Annotated in this window: 10 protein-coding genes; 1 reads left to right on the top strand and 9 read right to left on the bottom strand. The window is 61.5% G+C overall.

Annotated elements, in window-relative coordinates; all coding sequences use genetic code 11:
- Positions 1 to 42: 42 nt before the first annotated feature.
- On the bottom strand, positions 43 to 5,577 hold the full coding sequence (locus AWU82_RS03215) for a dermonecrotic toxin domain-containing protein (protein WP_064383856.1): 5,535 nt from the start codon (positions 5,575 to 5,577) through the stop codon (positions 43 to 45).
- A gap of 205 nt (positions 5,578 to 5,782) precedes the next feature.
- Here AWU82_RS03215 and AWU82_RS03210 point away from each other — a divergent pair, with 205 nt between their 5' ends.
- Complete coding sequence (locus AWU82_RS03210) at positions 5,783 to 6,817, top strand: alpha/beta fold hydrolase (RefSeq protein WP_064383855.1); 1,035 nt, start codon at positions 5,783 to 5,785, stop codon at positions 6,815 to 6,817.
- A 1-nt stretch (position 6,818) separates the two neighbouring features.
- On the opposite strand, the gene AWU82_RS03205 is transcribed toward AWU82_RS03210, so the two are convergent.
- From AWU82_RS03205 to mtr, 8 genes are all read right to left on the bottom strand, one after another.
- Positions 6,819 to 7,148, bottom strand: a complete 330-nt coding sequence (locus AWU82_RS03205; protein ID WP_162831789.1) for a GlpM family protein — start codon at positions 7,146 to 7,148, stop codon at positions 6,819 to 6,821.
- A 20-nt stretch (positions 7,149 to 7,168) separates the two neighbouring features.
- Positions 7,169 to 8,449: a two-component response regulator AauR gene (gene aauR / locus AWU82_RS03200; RefSeq protein ID WP_232253720.1), complete on the bottom strand. Its 1,281-nt coding sequence runs from the start codon at positions 8,447 to 8,449 to the stop codon at positions 7,169 to 7,171.
- Between the two features lie 44 nt (positions 8,450 to 8,493).
- Positions 8,494 to 10,407 (bottom strand): two-component sensor histidine kinase AauS, encoded by a 1,914-nt coding sequence (gene aauS, locus AWU82_RS03195; RefSeq protein ID WP_064383853.1) that lies wholly within the window; start codon positions 10,405 to 10,407, stop codon positions 8,494 to 8,496.
- Between the two features lie 157 nt (positions 10,408 to 10,564).
- Positions 10,565 to 11,299, bottom strand: a complete 735-nt coding sequence (locus AWU82_RS03190; RefSeq protein WP_064383852.1) for an amino acid ABC transporter ATP-binding protein — start codon at positions 11,297 to 11,299, stop codon at positions 10,565 to 10,567.
- The gene (locus AWU82_RS03185; RefSeq protein WP_064383851.1) at positions 11,296 to 11,967 is read right to left on the bottom strand and encodes an amino acid ABC transporter permease; all 672 of its coding nucleotides are present in this window, start codon (positions 11,965 to 11,967) and stop codon (positions 11,296 to 11,298) included. The genes AWU82_RS03190 and AWU82_RS03185 overlap by 4 nt, the downstream gene beginning before the upstream one ends.
- Positions 11,967 to 12,713, bottom strand: coding sequence for an amino acid ABC transporter permease (locus tag AWU82_RS03180; RefSeq protein ID WP_064383850.1), 747 nt, complete (start codon positions 12,711 to 12,713; stop codon positions 11,967 to 11,969). Before AWU82_RS03180 ends, AWU82_RS03185 begins: the two co-directional genes overlap by 1 nt.
- A gap of 193 nt (positions 12,714 to 12,906) precedes the next feature.
- Complete coding sequence (locus AWU82_RS03175; protein WP_064383849.1) at positions 12,907 to 13,833, bottom strand: glutamate/aspartate ABC transporter substrate-binding protein; 927 nt, start codon at positions 13,831 to 13,833, stop codon at positions 12,907 to 12,909.
- A 263-nt stretch (positions 13,834 to 14,096) separates the two neighbouring features.
- Positions 14,097 to 15,365 carry a tryptophan permease gene (mtr, locus tag AWU82_RS03170; RefSeq protein ID WP_064383848.1) on the bottom strand — a complete coding sequence of 423 codons (1,269 nt, stop codon included), beginning with the start codon at positions 15,363 to 15,365 and terminating at the stop codon, positions 14,097 to 14,099.
- Between the last annotated feature and the right edge of the window lie 2 nt (positions 15,366 to 15,367).

Genomic DNA, 15,367 nt, shown 5'->3' with positions numbered 1-15,367 from the left:
CACGCAAGAGACAGGGAGCGGCGAACCGCTCCCCGGGTCGTGTCAAAGCGCTTCGAACCAGGGCAGCACTGGCGAACGCTTGCCGATGTCGGCGTAGGGCAACGTTTGATCGTCAGCGTGGGTCTTGCCACGGTGTTCAGGCAGTTTCAAATGGGCTTTTTCGAAGTCGCCGAACGCTGGCCTGGCTTTGCTGTAGTGAAAATGTGCATACCACAACAGCCGGGGCGGCTGGAGGCTCAGATCGCGAATTTCGTATTCCTGCAGGTAATCTGGCCGGCCGTCGGTGCGATTGCGCAGTTGCTTCATCAGCGCGACCTTGCGGACCTCCACGGCATTTTGTTGCAGCAGATCTTCGAGCATGCCATCGGTGGGGCTTCGGCTGGCAAGGGTCTGCCGGGTGCGCATTTGCCGTCCTTGAATACGCATTCGGGCCGCCATGGCGTTCAGTTCTGCGATCACCGGATGTCCGGCGGACAGGGCTTCGATATCTTTGGCCCGGCGCGACAAGTCATTGGCTTCACTGACCATCATGTGTTCCAGATCCACCGGGAGCATGTCGTGTTCGGCATAGGTCTGCACCTTTGCCTGATAGGCCGATTGTCCATCAAGCCGCTTGCGCGCATCGGCCAGCAGTGACGGCAGATGGCGGGGCGCCGGCGGCAGTGTTTGTGGCGGTGGCGTCACCTGGCGATACCGGCCGTTGGTTGCCTGTTCCCAGACTTGCTGCCCGGCTTTGCCGTGGTTCAGGACGAATTGCCGTTTGCGGGTTCTGAGTTCCCAGTTCTCCACCCCGATCAGCCACTGATCGTTTTCGGTCCGGAAGATTTTCTTGTCGCGCTGCCCGCCAGGGCGAGCGGGTACCGGAAGGTCGATGGCCTTTCTGGCACGCTCGGCCATGGCTTCCACGCCGGCCATCAACGGTTCGAACTCTTCCATATGAAAGTACTGGGGGTAACTGGCGGTCCACTGGTTCATTTCCCGGCGATATTTTGCATAGGTGTCGAGGCAGTCAGTCAGTATCTGCATGCGCTGCGCCCGTGTGGCGCTGACTTCCGACAGACTGAACTGAGTGAACAGGGCTCGGTCCATGTCGGCCCGCAATTGCCAGGCACTTTGTTGCAGATAACGCCAGGAGATATCGCCGGTGTGTTCGAAGTTCTGCACCGTCTCCAGGCGTTGCGAAGTCTTGACGTACCCGAGATTGAAATCGGTCATGCGTCGGTTCATGTCATCGACCACCGCCCTCAGTCTGGCCCTGTCCGTTTGCACGGTGATGAGGCTGTACCAACGGTTGAGATCGCTCATGAATCCTTCTACGTCCTCGATAGCGCTGATGATCTCGAGACGGGTCCGGTGCATGTCCTGACGCTGTCTCCAGCGCGCGTCGATCGACTCCGCCGGCAGCGCATCGAGGGCCTCATGCTGTGCATCGAGGTCATCCAGTCTTTTCCTGATGCGCTGGTTGGTGATCAGCGCGCGGTGTTTGAGGCGGTCGGTGATCAGTTTGGCGTCGCGGCTCTGTATATCCAGCAAGGCACGCAGCTTGTTGCCGTGGGAAAGGGGACGCAGCTCGGCCACTGTCTGAAACTGACGCTTGGCCAAGGCAATGTCATCCCGGCAGCATTTTTCTGCTGCCAGTCTGAACAGCAGATTATCGGGGTGCTGGTAGTGGGTATTGATCACCACTTCGCTTCTTCGAACCTGGGCGTCGATGCGGTTGCTCAAACTGTCACATTCAAGGGTCAGCCGATGGTGCAACCGATAAGCGCGGTCGACCCACCGGCGCGGCAGGCGGTTGCGGATGGCTTGCGGCCAGACCGGATCGAGGGTGTCGGCGATGTACCCCAGCACATTGCCGCCACCGAGTCCCCCGCCCTCGAACGTGGTGCCGTAGACACCGAACCAGGTATCCCACTCACCTGCCTCGTTCAGGGCGATGGGTTGTTTATAGGTCTTGCGGGGGGTGCCGCTCAAACGCCAGTTGCGTGAATCACGACTCCATTCGACTTTGTAAACCCTGCCCTGGCGGACGATGAAATTCCCGTCGGCATGCCGGTAAATGTTTCGCCACACGCCACTGTCGACCGGTTGCACACCGGCCAGCGAGAGCGGGTTCTCATATTCGTATCCGGCGAATCGTTCGACGATGCGGCGCGTCTGGGTTTGATTGCGCAACGTCAGCGCTGCTGAGTCTGTCGCCAGGTTCCGAAGCAGGCGGGTGCGGGTCGCCGAACGGGCTTTGAGGCTCGCGCCGGCGCCGGGCAAAAGATCGATGGCGGCATCGATCAGGCACAGCAGCAGCGATTCGACCTCGGCCAGCCCATCGCCGACCTTGCCCCGCAAAAACGCCGCGACGGCCTGATTGCCGGCGATCCAGGCGTCATACAGCGCGATTGCCGTACCCACGAAGGGCACCAGCCCCAAGGCCATTTTCAGGTAGTTGAATACTCGGGGACCATTGAGGGCATAGCGCTCTTGGTACAGCGCTTCATTTGAGCGCGAGGTGCCGCGATGGGCCTCGATCAGGCGGCCCATATGGGCATCGAGCAGATGCGCGGCGAGCGATGTGGTGGGTGGCCATTTCAGTCCGACGCCGATCATGCCGTCAAAGCGTTTATCCACTGCTTCAGCGATACGTTTTTCGTGGGCCCGGACGCTACCCTGCAAGGCGCGGCCGGCGAGATAGCGGATCATCGTGTCCTGGCTGCAGCGATGGAACAGATCCTTGCGAGCCGCTTCGAGGCTGTCGTAACCGCGCAGGAATCGACCGTCGGGCGCATCCGGCAGGTACAGCAATGTCGTGCCGCCTGCCTGTTCTTCGATAAAGGTCACGCCGGACAGCGTAGCGGGCCCTTCGCCCGGTGTGTCCGGACCACCGGCGGACAGGAACGCCGGGCGCAGCACGATACGTCGATCACCATGGTTCCAGGCTTCGTCGGTGTCGGCATCGATGGCCGTATCGAAGATCTGCAACGCAGATTGGTCGATCTGATGTTGCAGCCATGCGCATCGACCTTGCAGCCTGAGCATCAGGCGCCAGGGTTCGAGCAGACATTCGCGCCGATGATCCCGCCGGAACGGCGGCTCGTCGGTCGCGCCTTTGAAGGTGGAGTGAATCAGTTGCTCGTAGGCCTTGGGCAGATCCAGCTCCGGCAGCAGCTTGCGCAGATAGGGAAGGGTGATCCCCTCAAGCAGGGTGGAGCGTTCGCGGTCGTCGCTGGCACTGACTTCGACCTGCATGAAGTCCAGGCGCATCAGCAAGGGTTCCAGATTCATCGACGGTGTATTGTCGATGTTGAGCTGCGCCAGGGTTTCCAGCGACAGGCTGCTGCGGGTGGCGCTGGGTATCGCCACCAGTTTTTGAGGTGTGCCGGGGGCGCCGGGCGCGTTGAATGTCTGCCTCTGCAGTGCCACCGAATCCGGCAGGTTCAGTTGCACCGAAAAATGCCCTTCAAGGGAGAAGTCCCGACGCAGCCGTTCCTGCAGACGCTGGCGGGTGAAATCCTCGCGAGGCGGCAACGTGACGGTCAGTAATGCGTGACTGCGGTTCATCGCAACGATCCAGGCCTGGATCAGTTCCTTGAGGGGGCGTTGTTCGGTTTGCGGCAGATTGCGCAGCCAGTCGGGCAACTGTGTGGCGAGGGTGGCGCTGCGTTGCTGATCCAGTCGAAAGTCCATGGCCAGCCGTCGGGCTGCGTGGATTGGCACTTGTAGAAGGGCAAGCGTCTGGCTGCGCAGGTGTTGCAGCTCATCTGCACGCTGTCGTGCCTGCGAGGGTTCGTTGTTGCGTTGGCGAATGGTGGCCGCCCGGGTTTCGAACTCGCCGGTCAGCTGATTCAACGCGTATTGCAGCGGATCGCCTGAGAGTGGTGTCAACACCAGCGCCGGGCTGTCTGCATTTGCATGCACCTTGAACAACTGCTGTTCCAGGGCCTGGCGATCGGCGAACCGTTGCAGTCCGCCGCCGCTGCCGGGCCAGTAGAGCATCAGGCTTTGCGTGCGGTCTGGTGGACGCTGCCGGCGCATCAGCACGAACGCGCCGTTGATCTCTTGATGGTTGATCGTGGTGCTGCTTTCTTCGGACTCGGTCAGCGACAGCGTGAGGCCGGCTGCTACAAAATCGCTATCGGCGCTGTCGGTTGTGCCAAGCATTGCTGTGAGCAGCTGATGTTCTTCAACGCTGATCTGATTCAGGGCCCGTTGCATTTGCGCCTCGGCAATCAGCCCTTGTCTGTGGGCGTTGTACAGCGCGGTGAACTGCCGATTGAACGTGGGGATGTCCAACGTTCGCTCACGCTCGAGCAGCGCCCGCGCGGCGAGGTCGGCGGCTTGCTCGGCGTTTTCCTGCGTTGTTTGCAGCGCTCTGAACGAGCGCAGGGCTTCATCATCCGCCAATGACTCCAGTGCATCGAACGCTCGCTTGACGGCAGTCTGTCGCAGGGACCAGGGCACATCGGCCTGCAGGTTGCCGAACAGTGACGGTTCGACTTCGCTCTCCGGCGTCGGGGTCAGGCCGTCCAGGCCGGGAGGCGCACTGAACGTGGCGAGGTTGCGCTGGCGGTCGATCCGCTCGGCGACGTCCAGCGAGCGAGGGCCGTGCTCGGCCAGATCGCGTTTGCCGTCCGATCCGTTGCGCAATGCGGCGACTTGGGTCATTTGCTGCTGCGACAGCCACTCATTGAAGACCATCGTCAGTGAGCGGCCGACCGCGGCATATTCGACCTGGAGGTTCTCGACCGGCAGTCCGGCGGGCACGAATGGCGGCTGCGCCAGCCAGGTCTGCACATCACTGCGTCGGGCGAAGGCCTGGATCGCATCTGCCTGGTCGGGCACGTACAGCAAGTGGGCGTCGTCGTCTGCGCGACTGATGACCCAGGCGGCCGCCGGTCTGACCCGCACGCCGTTGTGCAGTCGCAGGGTCGGCAGCTCGATGCGCAGGGTATCGTCCGAAGCGTTGCGCGTTTGCGCCCCGTCCATCAGCGCCCACAGGGGTTCCAGCTGTTCAGCCGTTACCGTGCGCCGGGCAAAGGCCATTTGTGCGGCGGCCTCGACATGTCCCCGATACAGACGATCGGCCTGATCCCGGCGGGACAGCGGCGTGCCCGGCGCTCGGGAGCTCCAGTAAGCCTGCCAGCGCTCATCAAGCGCCAGTGCCGGTTCGAGAGCCTTGATTTGTTCAAGCAATTGCGACGGGGTGAGTGTCGACAGGGCATGGGCACTGTTCACACCGGTCAGCCGGCATCGGTTGTCGAGCCATTCTTCCAGTCGCGGATGCTGAACGACGAAGGCGCAGGCTGCCGTGAGACTGACAAAACGCTGCGCGTGCCTGTTGGTCGGGTGAAACAGCAACCCGCACTGCTGCCCGTCCAGCCCCAGTTTTTCGTGGAGCAAGCGGTCGAGGGTATCGCGAACCGAGGGCGCGCCAGCGCACAGTTGGCGCAGCCCTTCGCTGCATGTCCGCCGACGGATTGCCGCGCCCTGTAGCAGGCTTTCATCGACAGAGAGGGGCAGAGGGGGGAACTCGTGCTGCAGGTTCAGCGGGGCAGGGAGATTTTCTAAAAAGGATCGTTCGACCATGGCGACAAGCTCAGACAGAGAGCGGCGGATCCGCTCATTCAGGCGCCATTCAAGAGCAATGGTCAGGGAGCGGGTGGTGCATGGTTATCGGGTCCAGCCGACCGCTCGGCACTCTTCATCAAACTGTCATCGAACTGTGGCAGCGCGCTTGAACAAACTTCATCAGACTCGCGCTCTATTGGGGTTCTGCGTTTCGGTGTTTTTCATGTTCAAGGGATTTTTTGCAATCGCGGCGTTGTTGGCCGCGGTTTTTTTCGTTCCGGCGTCCTACGCGGCGTCGCGTTGCGACGTCAATGTACCGACCGAACGGGTCGATCTGCAGCAGGTGAGTCTGGCGTACCAGAGCATCGGTCGTGCGTCGGATCCGGCGTTGCTGCTGGTGATGGGACTGGGCGGGCAGTTGATCCACTGGCCGGATGAAGTGGTGGTTGCGCTGTGTCAGCAGGGGTTCCGGGTGATCCGCTATGACAACCGCGATGTCGGTCTTTCGACATGGCGCCAGGCGCCGGCCGACGCCAATCTGACCTTTGAAGTGCTGCGCTACAAACTCGGCCTGCCGGTGGCGGCGCCTTACAGCCTGACCGACATGGCCGACGATGCGCTGGGCCTGATGGACGCGCTGCACGTCGAGCAATTCCACGTGCTCGGCGCGAGCATGGGCGGGATGATCGCTCAGCACATGGCGGCGATGGCACCGCAACGGGTCGAGAGCCTGACGCTGATCATGACCAGCTCCGGTGCCGAAGGGTTGCCGGCGCCGAGCGCGGCGTTGGTGCAGTTGTTGTCACGGCGCGGTGCTCCCAATCGCCAGATCGCCTTGGAGCAACAGGCGGATCTGCTGGCGGCGCTGGGCAGTCCGACGGTCACTGATGATCGCCAGATGTTGCTGCATCAGGCGGCGCTGTCCTATGACCGGGCGTTCAATCCCGAAGGCGTGAAGCGCCAAATCATGGCAATCCTCGCCGAACCGAGCCGGGTGGCGTTGCTCAATCAACTGCGCGTCCCGACCCTGGTGGTGCATGGCACGGCCGATCCGTTGCTGCCGGTGATGCACGGCGTGCACCTGGCGGCGCACATTCGTGGCAGTCAGTTGCGACTGATTCCGGGGCTGGCGCACCGTTTTCAGGAAGCGTTCAAGGAGCCGTTGCTGGCGGCAGTGTTGCCGTATTTGCGCGAGCATCGCGAAGACACGTCGCACTGGGCGCAGATCGAACCGGTGGCAGAGCACAACCTGCTCTGACTCAGGCGTGCAGCCGCACCCACACCGACACCAGCACCGTCGCCGCCATCAGCCACGCCACCGCCGCCACCGCCAGCGACGCTTCGAGACGCATGCGGTCGACCATCACGTACAAGGTCGCCAGATACACGAAGTACGGAATGATCGACCACATGCCGAACACGATGGTGGTCTTCAGGTCGTCGATCGAACGGCCCTTGCCGACGATGTAATGGGCAATCAGGGCGAAGGTCGGGAACAGCGGCACCAGCCCTGCGATGTAGTAGTTCTTGGTCTTGGCCAGCATGGCGAGGATTACCACCACGGCCGCACCGAGCATTGCCTTGAAAATCAGATCCACATCGTTCTCGCTTAATGGCTCAAGCCGTATTTCTTCACTTTGTCGAACAGCGTGGTCTTGGCCATCCCCAGTTCCAGGCTGGCCTGGGTCAGGTTGCCGCCGCTGCGTTGCAGGGCGTCGCTGAGCAGGTTGCGCTCGAACGCTTCCACCGCTTCGGCGAAAGCCAGGCCCTGACCTGCGCTGCCCGCGCCGGTTTTCTTGAACGCCGGCAAGCCGAGGGCAAAACGCTCGGCGACGTTGCGCAGTTCGCGCACGTTGCCCGGCCAGTCGTGGCTCATCAGGCTCGACAACGTCTGGTTGTCCAGCTCCGGCAGCGCCCGGTCGAAGCGCAGGGCCGATTGCTGGGTGAAGTGTTCGAACAGCTGCAGGATGTCTTCGCGGCGCTCGCGCAGGGGTGGCAGTTCCAGCGTCACCACGTTGAGGCGGTAGTACAAGTCGCTGCGAAATGCCCCGGCCTTGCTCGATTCGTCGAGATCGGACTTGGTGGCTGCGATCACCCGGCAATCCACCGCCACGCTCTGGTTCGAGCCGAGGCGTTCGAGGGTGCGCTCCTGCAACACCCGCAGCAGTTTGATCTGCAACGGCAGCGGCATGCTTTCCACTTCGTCGAGGAACAGCGTGCCGCCGTCGGCGTGTTCGATCTTGCCGATCCGCCGTTTGCCGGCGCCGGTGAAGGCGTTGGCCTCGTGACCGAAGATTTCGCTTTCGAACAGGTTTTCCGGCAGGCCGCCGCAGTTCAGCGCGACAAATTGCTTGGTGTGGCGACGACTGAAGTCATGCAGGCAGCGGGCGACCAGTTCCTTGCCGGTGCCGGTTTCGCCTTCGATCAATACGTTGGCCGAGGTGTCGGCGACGTTGGCGATCAGTTCGCGCAGGTTCTGCATGGCCGGCGAACGCCCGATGATCCGCCCTTCAAGGGAATCGCGTTCGGCCAGTTGCCGGCGCAGGGACGAGACTTCGCGATTCAGGCTGCGCTGCTCCAGCGCACGGCGGGCCACATCGACCAGACGCTCGGGGGAGAACGGTTTTTCCATGAAGTCGTAGGCGCCTTTCTGCATCGCGCCGACGGCCATGGAGATGTCGCCGTGGCCGGTGATCAGCACTACCGGCAGGCTGCGGTCGCGTTGCTTGAGCCGGGTCAGCAGTTCCAGGCCGTCGATGCCCGGCAGGCGAATGTCGCTGATGACGATCCCGGCGAAGTTGTCGCCGACCTGCTCCAGCGCTTCTTCGGCACTGCCGACGCCGATGCAGGGGATGTCTTCGAGGGTCAGCGCCTGCTGGCAGCCGAGCAGGACATGGGGGTCGTCTTCGACGATCAATACACTGAGGTCGTTGTTCATATTGGCTCGGCAGGAGTAGGGCTTACCAACGGTAAACTGAGGACGAAAGTGGTACCACCGCTGGCCGGGTGCTCGACACCCAGATGCCCGCCGGTGGCGGCGGCGAGGCTGGCCGACAGGGTCAGGCCGAGGCCCAGGCCCTGTTCGCCGGGTTTGGTGGTGAAGAACGGTTCGAACAGGTGCTTGCGCGCTTCGGCGTCGATGCCGTGGCCGTTGTCGCGCACTCGCAGGCGATATTTGCCGTTGAATTCTTCACCTTCCAGCCACAGTTCCGGCAGCGGTTGCGCCTGCATGGCGTCGAGGGCGTTGCCGATCAGGTTGACCAGAATCTGTTCCAGGCGGGTCTGGTCGATCTGCACCTGCACATCGTCGAACTGGCGATGCAGTTGCAGGGATGCACTTTCGACGCGGGCGCCGAGCACTTGCAGTGCGGCATCCACCGCTTTGCCGAGGCTGGCGCGGCCCTTGTCGTCGCCGCGCCGGGCGAAGGAACGCAGGCTGGCGGTGATCCGACCCATGCGGTCGATCAGGTCGTTGATGGTTTTGAGGTTGGTGCTGGCGACATCGAGCTGGCCGCGCTCAAGGAAGCGAATGGTGTTGCCCGACAGCGTGCGCATCGCCGCCAGCGGCTGGTTCAGTTCGTGGGCGATGCTGGTGGACATCTGGCCGATGGCCGCGAGTTTGCCGGCCTGCACCAGTTCGTCCTGGGCGCGGCGCAAAGTCTCTTCGGCCTGACGCCGTTCGCGGATCTGGCTCTTGAGCCGTTCGTTGCTGGCGCGCAGGTCGGCGGTGCGTTCGGTAATCCGACGCTCCAGCTGATTGTTGGCTTCCTGCAAGGCTTCGCGGGCGGCGAGGCGGGTGGCGATGACCTTGCGCCGCTCGTTCCAGGCGATCAGCAGGAACGCCACCAGGGCAAACGCCACGGCCACCAGAATCCCCTGATTGATCGCCTCGCGCCGCAGGTCCTGTAACGGGGTGAGCAGGGTGAAATTCCACGGGGTATCGCTCAGCGGCCGGGTTTGTGCGAGGTAGCTGATGTTTTCTTCATCGCCATCCTGCTGGCTCGGCACCTCGCTGTTGGCCGGGAAAGTGAGTTTCTCCACGCCTTCGGACAGGGTTTCCCGGGCCAGCGGTTGCAGCTCGTTCAACGGGAACCAGTAGTACTGCAGGCTGCGGGCGAGTTTTTCCTTGGTCTCGTCGCTCAGCGGTATGACCGATTTCAGGCGCCGGGCCGGATCGCTGGACAGAATGATGATGCCGTTTTCGTCGCTGACGAACGCTTCAAGGCGCGCCCGCTGCCAGCGTTCCTCCAAGGCTTCCAGACGCACCTTGACCACCGCGACGCCGATGATCTTGCCGTGTTCTTCAAGGCCGTGGGCCAGGTAATAACCGGGCTCGCCGTTGGTGCTGCCGATCCCGTAAAAACGTCCGGGCTGGCCGCGTACTGCGTTCTGGAAGTAAGCGCGGAACGACAGGTCTTCACCGAGGTAGCTGTCGACGTCGCGCCAGTTGCTGGTGGCCATGACACGGCCGGTGGTGTCCATGACGTAGATGGCCCGACTGCGGCTGCGCCGGTTCAGGCCTTCAAGGTAATCGTTGACCGTTTGCCGGTGGTCCGGGGTCGGGTCGTCCAGCAACTGCGCAACGCTCGACTCGAGCTCCAGCAGGCTGGGCAGGTAGGTGTATTTGCTGATCTCGCTTTCGACCGCGCGAGCGTGCAGTTCCAGCTGGCGCTGGCCGTTTTCGCCGAGGCTGCGGATACCGAAATGTTCGCTGGTCCAGAAGCCGATGTAACCCAGTCCGATCATCAGGGCGATGACCAGCGGCGGCAGGAACAGGTGGCGGATCAGACGGGGTTTCACGGCAAGTGATGGCGGCGTGGCGCGATAGAGGGTGGGGTCGCATTTCATCACAGATGCCTTGGGTCAACCACAACACTTACCTGATAGCTGTCACTGCCCCTGTGGGAGCTGGCTTGCCAGCGATAGCGGTCTGTCAGTCGCCATCATCGACAACTGACGGGGCCCCATCGCGGGCAAGCCCGCTCCCACAGGAAACGCAGTGCTTTTAGTGCTGCAGGATTTTCTCGAGGAAATGCTGCGCGCGTTCGGAGCGTTGTTTGATGTCGCCGAAGAACTCTTCTTTCTTGCAGTCTTCGATGATCTTGCCGGCGTCCATGAAGATCACGCGGTCGGCCACTTTACGGGCGAAGCCCATTTCGTGGGTCACGCACATCATGGTCATGCCTTCGTGGGCCAGCTGCACCATCACGTCGAGCACTTCGTTGACCATTTCCGGGTCCAGCGCCGAAGTCGGTTCGTCGAACAGCATGACGATCGGGTCCATTGCCAGCGCACGGGCGATCGCCACACGCTGTTGCTGACCGCCGGACAATTGGCCGGGGTGCTTGTGGGCGTGAGCCGACAGGCCGACGCGCTCGAGCAGTTGCAGGCCTTTCTTGGTTGCTTCTTCCTTGCTGCGGCCCAGCACCTTGATCTGCGCGATGGTCAGGTTTTCGGTGATGGTCAGGTGCGGGAACAGTTCGAAATGCTGGAACACCATGCCCACGCGCGAGCGCAGTTTCGGCAGGTTGGTCTTCGGATCGGCAATCGATGTGCCGTCGACCACGATGTCGCCTTTCTGGAACGGCTCCAGTGCGTTGACGCACTTGATCAGGGTCGACTTGCCCGAACCGGACGGACCGCAGACCACGATCACTTCACCCTTTTTGACCTCGGTGCTGCAATCGGTCAGCACCTGGAAGTCCCCATACCACTTGTTGATGTTCTTGATAGAGATCATACGGCGAACCTTTTTTGCAGACGCTTGACCAGCTGCGAGGCGGCAAAGCTGATGATGAAGTACATGAGACCTGCGAAGATCAGGAACTCATTCGAACGGCCAATGATGTCGCCACTGGCGCGTGAAGCGTTGAGGAAGTCCACCAGGCCCACGGTGTAGACCAGCGAGGTGTCCTGAAACAGGATGATGCTCTGCTGCAGCAGCAGCGGGGTCATCTTGCGGAACGCCTGGGGCAGGATGATCAGGCGCATCATCTGGCCGTAGGTCATGCCCAGGGCCTGCGCCGCGCCCATCTGGCCTTTCGGGATCGACTGCACGCCGGCCCGGACGATTTCGCAGAAGTAGGCCGCTTCGAACATCATGAACGCCACGATGCACGAGGTGAACGCGCCGATCGGGGTGTCTTCGCCGGTGATCCAGCGCAGCACGAACGGCACCGCCAGGTAGAACCAGGTGATCACCAGCAGCAGCGGGATCGAACGGAAATAGTTGACGTACGCGCCGGCGATGCTCGACAGCAGTTTGCTGTGGGACAGGCGCATCAGCGCGAGGATGGTGCCGAGGATGATCCCGCCGACCACGCCCAGCGCCATCAGCTTGAGGGTCATCAGCATGCCGTTCCACAGGCCGGGAATGGCCGGAACGATGCCACTGAAATCGAATTCCATTATTTACCCCCCACGGAGATCAGGCCGGGCACGGCGACTTTCTTCTCGACCATGCGCATCAGCAGCATCAGGCTCATGTTGAGGGTGAAATAGATCAGGGTCGCCAGGGTGAAGGCTTCAAACAGGTTGGCCGAGAATTCGGCGGTCTGTTTGGTTTGCGCCAGCAGCTCCATCAGACCGATCAGGGACGCCACGGAGGAGTTCTTGAACACGTTCAGGAATTCCGAGGTAAGCGGCGGAATGATGATCCGGTAGGCCTGGGGCAGCAGCACGTTCCAGTAGATCTGCGGCAGTTTGAAACCCATGGCGCGGGCGGCGGATTCCTGGCCCCGTGGCAGCGCCTGGATGCCGGTGCGAACCTGTTCGCAGACCCGGGCGGCGGTGAACAGGCCCAGGCAGACGACAACGCTCAGGTAGGCCGAAGTGGTCGGGTTCAGATCCTGTTTGTACCAGTCCTGCAGGTTTTGCGGCAGCAGGTCGGGCACCAGGAAGTACCAGATAAACAGCTGAACCAGCAGCGGCACGTTGCGAAACAGTTCCACGTAGCAGGTCGCGATGCCCGATACGAGGCGGCTCGGCACGGTGCGCATGATGCCCAGCAGCGAGCCGAGCAGCAGGGCGATGATCCAGGCCACGACGGCGATGGCGATGGTCCAGCCCAGACCGGAAATGAACCAGTCGAGATAAGTCTCGCTGCCCACGCCGGTGGACTTGAAGAACACGCCCCAGTCCCAGTTGTAATTCATTAGGGTCTCCCCTCGAAATCGATCGATGTACAAGCACCCGCTTGGGGAAGATCCTTTCCCGTCCGACGTTGAACGCCGGGCACACGCGATCGGCTCGGAAACCGCCAGGTCGAGTGTTCCACAGTAAAGCCAGCAGGTAGTAACAGACGCCTGAGGGAGGGTGGCTCCCTCAGGCGATAAGGTTAGTCAGGAATCAGATTTTTACGTCAGGCGCCGGCTTGTCGCTCGGGTTCTCGATCAGTTTCTTGACCTGCTCGCTCATCTTGAAATTCAGGTTGAGGTTTTTTGGCGGGATCGGTTGGGTGAACCACTTGTCGTAGATCTTGTTGATCTCGCCAGACTTGTACAGGCCGACGATGGCGTCATCGACAGCCTTCTTGAAGGCCGGGTCGTCCTTGCGAACCATGCACGCGTAGGCTTCGAAGGACTGCGGCGTACCGGTGATGATCCAGTCGGCCGGCTTCTTGGCCTTGGCTTCTTCACCGGCCAGCAGGGCGTCGTCCATCATGAAGGCAACGGCGCGGCCGCTTTCCAGCATGTTGAAGGATTCGCCGTGGTCTTTGGCGGAGATGATGTTCATGCCCATCTGCTTGTCGGCGTTCATCGCTTTGATGATGCGTTCGGACGTGGTGCCGGCGGTGGTCACGACGTTTTTACCTTTCAGGTCAGCAAAGTCCTTGTAGGACGGGTTGCCATCCTTGTCTTTCTTGACCAGCAGGCGGGTGCCGATTTCGAAGATGTTGGTGGTGAAGGCGACTTGCTGGGCGCGTTCGGCATTGTTGGTGGTGGAGCCGCACTCGATGTCCACGGTGCCGTTCTGTACCAGCGGGATACGGGTTTGCGAGGTGACCAGGTTGTACTTGACGTTAAGGTCAGGCTTGTTCAGGTCTTTTTTCAGGGCTTCGACGATAGCGATTTGAATGTCGTGGGAGTAGCCCACGGGTTTGCCCGAAGCATCGGCGATGTAGGAGAACGGGATGGAGCTGTCACGGTGACCGAGCGTGATGGTGCCCGAGTCGTTGATCTTCTTAAGGGTGCCGGTGAGTTCGGCAGCGAAAACTGGTGTGCTGATCAGAGCGGCAGCAATGGCTGCGCCCAGGATATGGGGAACGATGCGCATCAAATTTTCCTCGACATTGTTTTTTTTATGGAGCCGTTTGAGCGGGCCCTTTTGTACTTCGAATGCCTGACGGCTCCGGTTGTGTTGGCGCAACAGGCATTCGTCGAAGGAGTGTAGAGCATGAGTCGTGCCAGACCAGTTGCAACAAGTTAACTGTTTGATTTTGTTGGTTATTAAAGTTTTGCGATGGTGTTTTTCAACGTTTCTGATCCGGTAATCCGAACCGACCGACGAGTCGCGTTCGGAAAACCGAATGCGGCGATTCAGCGCCAGACCGGCAGCAGGTCGAGGGTGAACAGCAGGTGCGAAACCGCGCAGATCACTCCGAAAAACAGTACCAGGCCGATCATTGGCGTCCCGCCCCAGACCCGATAGAGCGGGCTGCCAAAGCGTTTGCGCGAGGCCCTGGCCAGCAATGCCGGGGTGATGACGGCCCAGAGCGTGGCGGCCAGCCCGGCGAAACCGATGGCGTGAATGAAGCCTTCCGGCCAGAGAAACCCGCAGAGCATCGGTGGCAGGAAGGTCGCGGCAGCGGTTCGCAGGCGGCCCATGGGCCGATCATCGAAACCGAGCACGTCAGCCAGATAGTCGAACAGGCCCAGGGTTACGCCGAGAAACGAGCAGGCCACGGCGAAGTTGGAAAAGAAAGTCAGCAGCAGGTCGACATTGGCACTGTCCAGACGTGAGCCCAGAGCGCTGATCAGCACGTCGATGTTGCCGCCGCGCTGGGCGATGCCTTTGAAGGCTTCGCGCTCAATGTTGCCCATGCTGCACAGCATCCATATCAGATACAGGCCCAGAGCGATCAGCGTGCCGCCCAGCAGGCACGCACGGATTCGCTGCGGGTCCTTGCCGAAATGCTTCATCAGGCTCGGTACGTTGCCGTGAAATCCGAACGAAGTCAGGCAGAAGGGCAGAGTCACCAGCAAGTAGGGCCAGTAGTGGGTGGTGCCGCTGTTCAGGTCGAACAGCGTGGCCGGTTGTACATGGCCGAGCAGGCCGCCGAAGGTCAGAAAGAATGCAAGGATCTTCGCGCCGAATACCACGGTGGTCATCCGGCTCACCGCCGAGGTGCTGAGCCAGACGATGAACGCCACCAGCACGGTGAAGCCCAGCCCGCCGATGCGCGGTGGCAGCGAGATGCCCATGGACTGGACGGTGTGATGGATCACTGAACCGCTGGCGGAAATGTAGGCGTAGGTCAGCGTGTAGAGCACGAAAACAATGCTCAGGCCGTTGATCCGGTTCCACGTGCGCCCCAGCAGATCACGGGTGATGGTCGAGAAACTCGCGCCTTCGTGGTAGTTGAGGTTGGCCTCGAGAATCATCAGGCCCGAATGCAAAGTACAGAACCAGGCAAACACCAACACGGCGACTGAACCGTAAAACCATAGCCCGGACATGACCACCGGCAGGGAAAACATTCCGGCGCCGACGATGGTTCCGCCGATGATCATGGCGCCGCCGAGGACCGAGGGCGAGCGTTCGAGTACGGCGGTGGAAGTGGATGAAGCAAGTGGCGTGGCACGCATGG

Origin of the sequence: Pseudomonas glycinae (assembly GCF_001594225.2) — a bacterium.
GTDB lineage: Bacteria > Pseudomonadota > Gammaproteobacteria > Pseudomonadales > Pseudomonadaceae > Aquipseudomonas > Aquipseudomonas glycinae.
The sequence above is the reverse complement of the archived record's forward strand: the minus strand, read 5'-3'. Positions and strand labels throughout refer to the sequence as shown.

What these genes read in the sequence shown, in the direction of transcription:
- AWU82_RS03215 (WP_064383856.1), bottom strand. Translation starts at nt 5,577, where the DNA reads ATGGTCGAACGATCCTTTTTAGAAAATCTCCCTGCCCCGCTGAACCTG.
- AWU82_RS03190 (WP_064383852.1), bottom strand. Translation starts at nt 11,299, where the DNA reads ATGATCTCTATCAAGAACATCAACAAGTGGTATGGGGACTTCCAGGTG.
- mtr (WP_064383848.1), bottom strand. Translation starts at nt 15,365, where the DNA reads ATGCGTGCCACGCCACTTGCTTCATCCACTTCCACCGCCGTACTCGAA.
- AWU82_RS03210 (WP_064383855.1), top strand. Translation starts at nt 5,783, where the DNA reads ATGTTCAAGGGATTTTTTGCAATCGCGGCGTTGTTGGCCGCGGTTTTT.
- AWU82_RS03175 (WP_064383849.1), bottom strand. Translation starts at nt 13,833, where the DNA reads ATGCGCATCGTTCCCCATATCCTGGGCGCAGCCATTGCTGCCGCTCTG.
- AWU82_RS03185 (WP_064383851.1), bottom strand. Translation starts at nt 11,967, where the DNA reads ATGGAATTCGATTTCAGTGGCATCGTTCCGGCCATTCCCGGCCTGTGG.
- aauS (WP_064383853.1), bottom strand. Translation starts at nt 10,407, where the DNA reads ATGAAATGCGACCCCACCCTCTATCGCGCCACGCCGCCATCACTTGCC.
- AWU82_RS03180 (WP_064383850.1), bottom strand. Translation starts at nt 12,713, where the DNA reads ATGAATTACAACTGGGACTGGGGCGTGTTCTTCAAGTCCACCGGCGTG.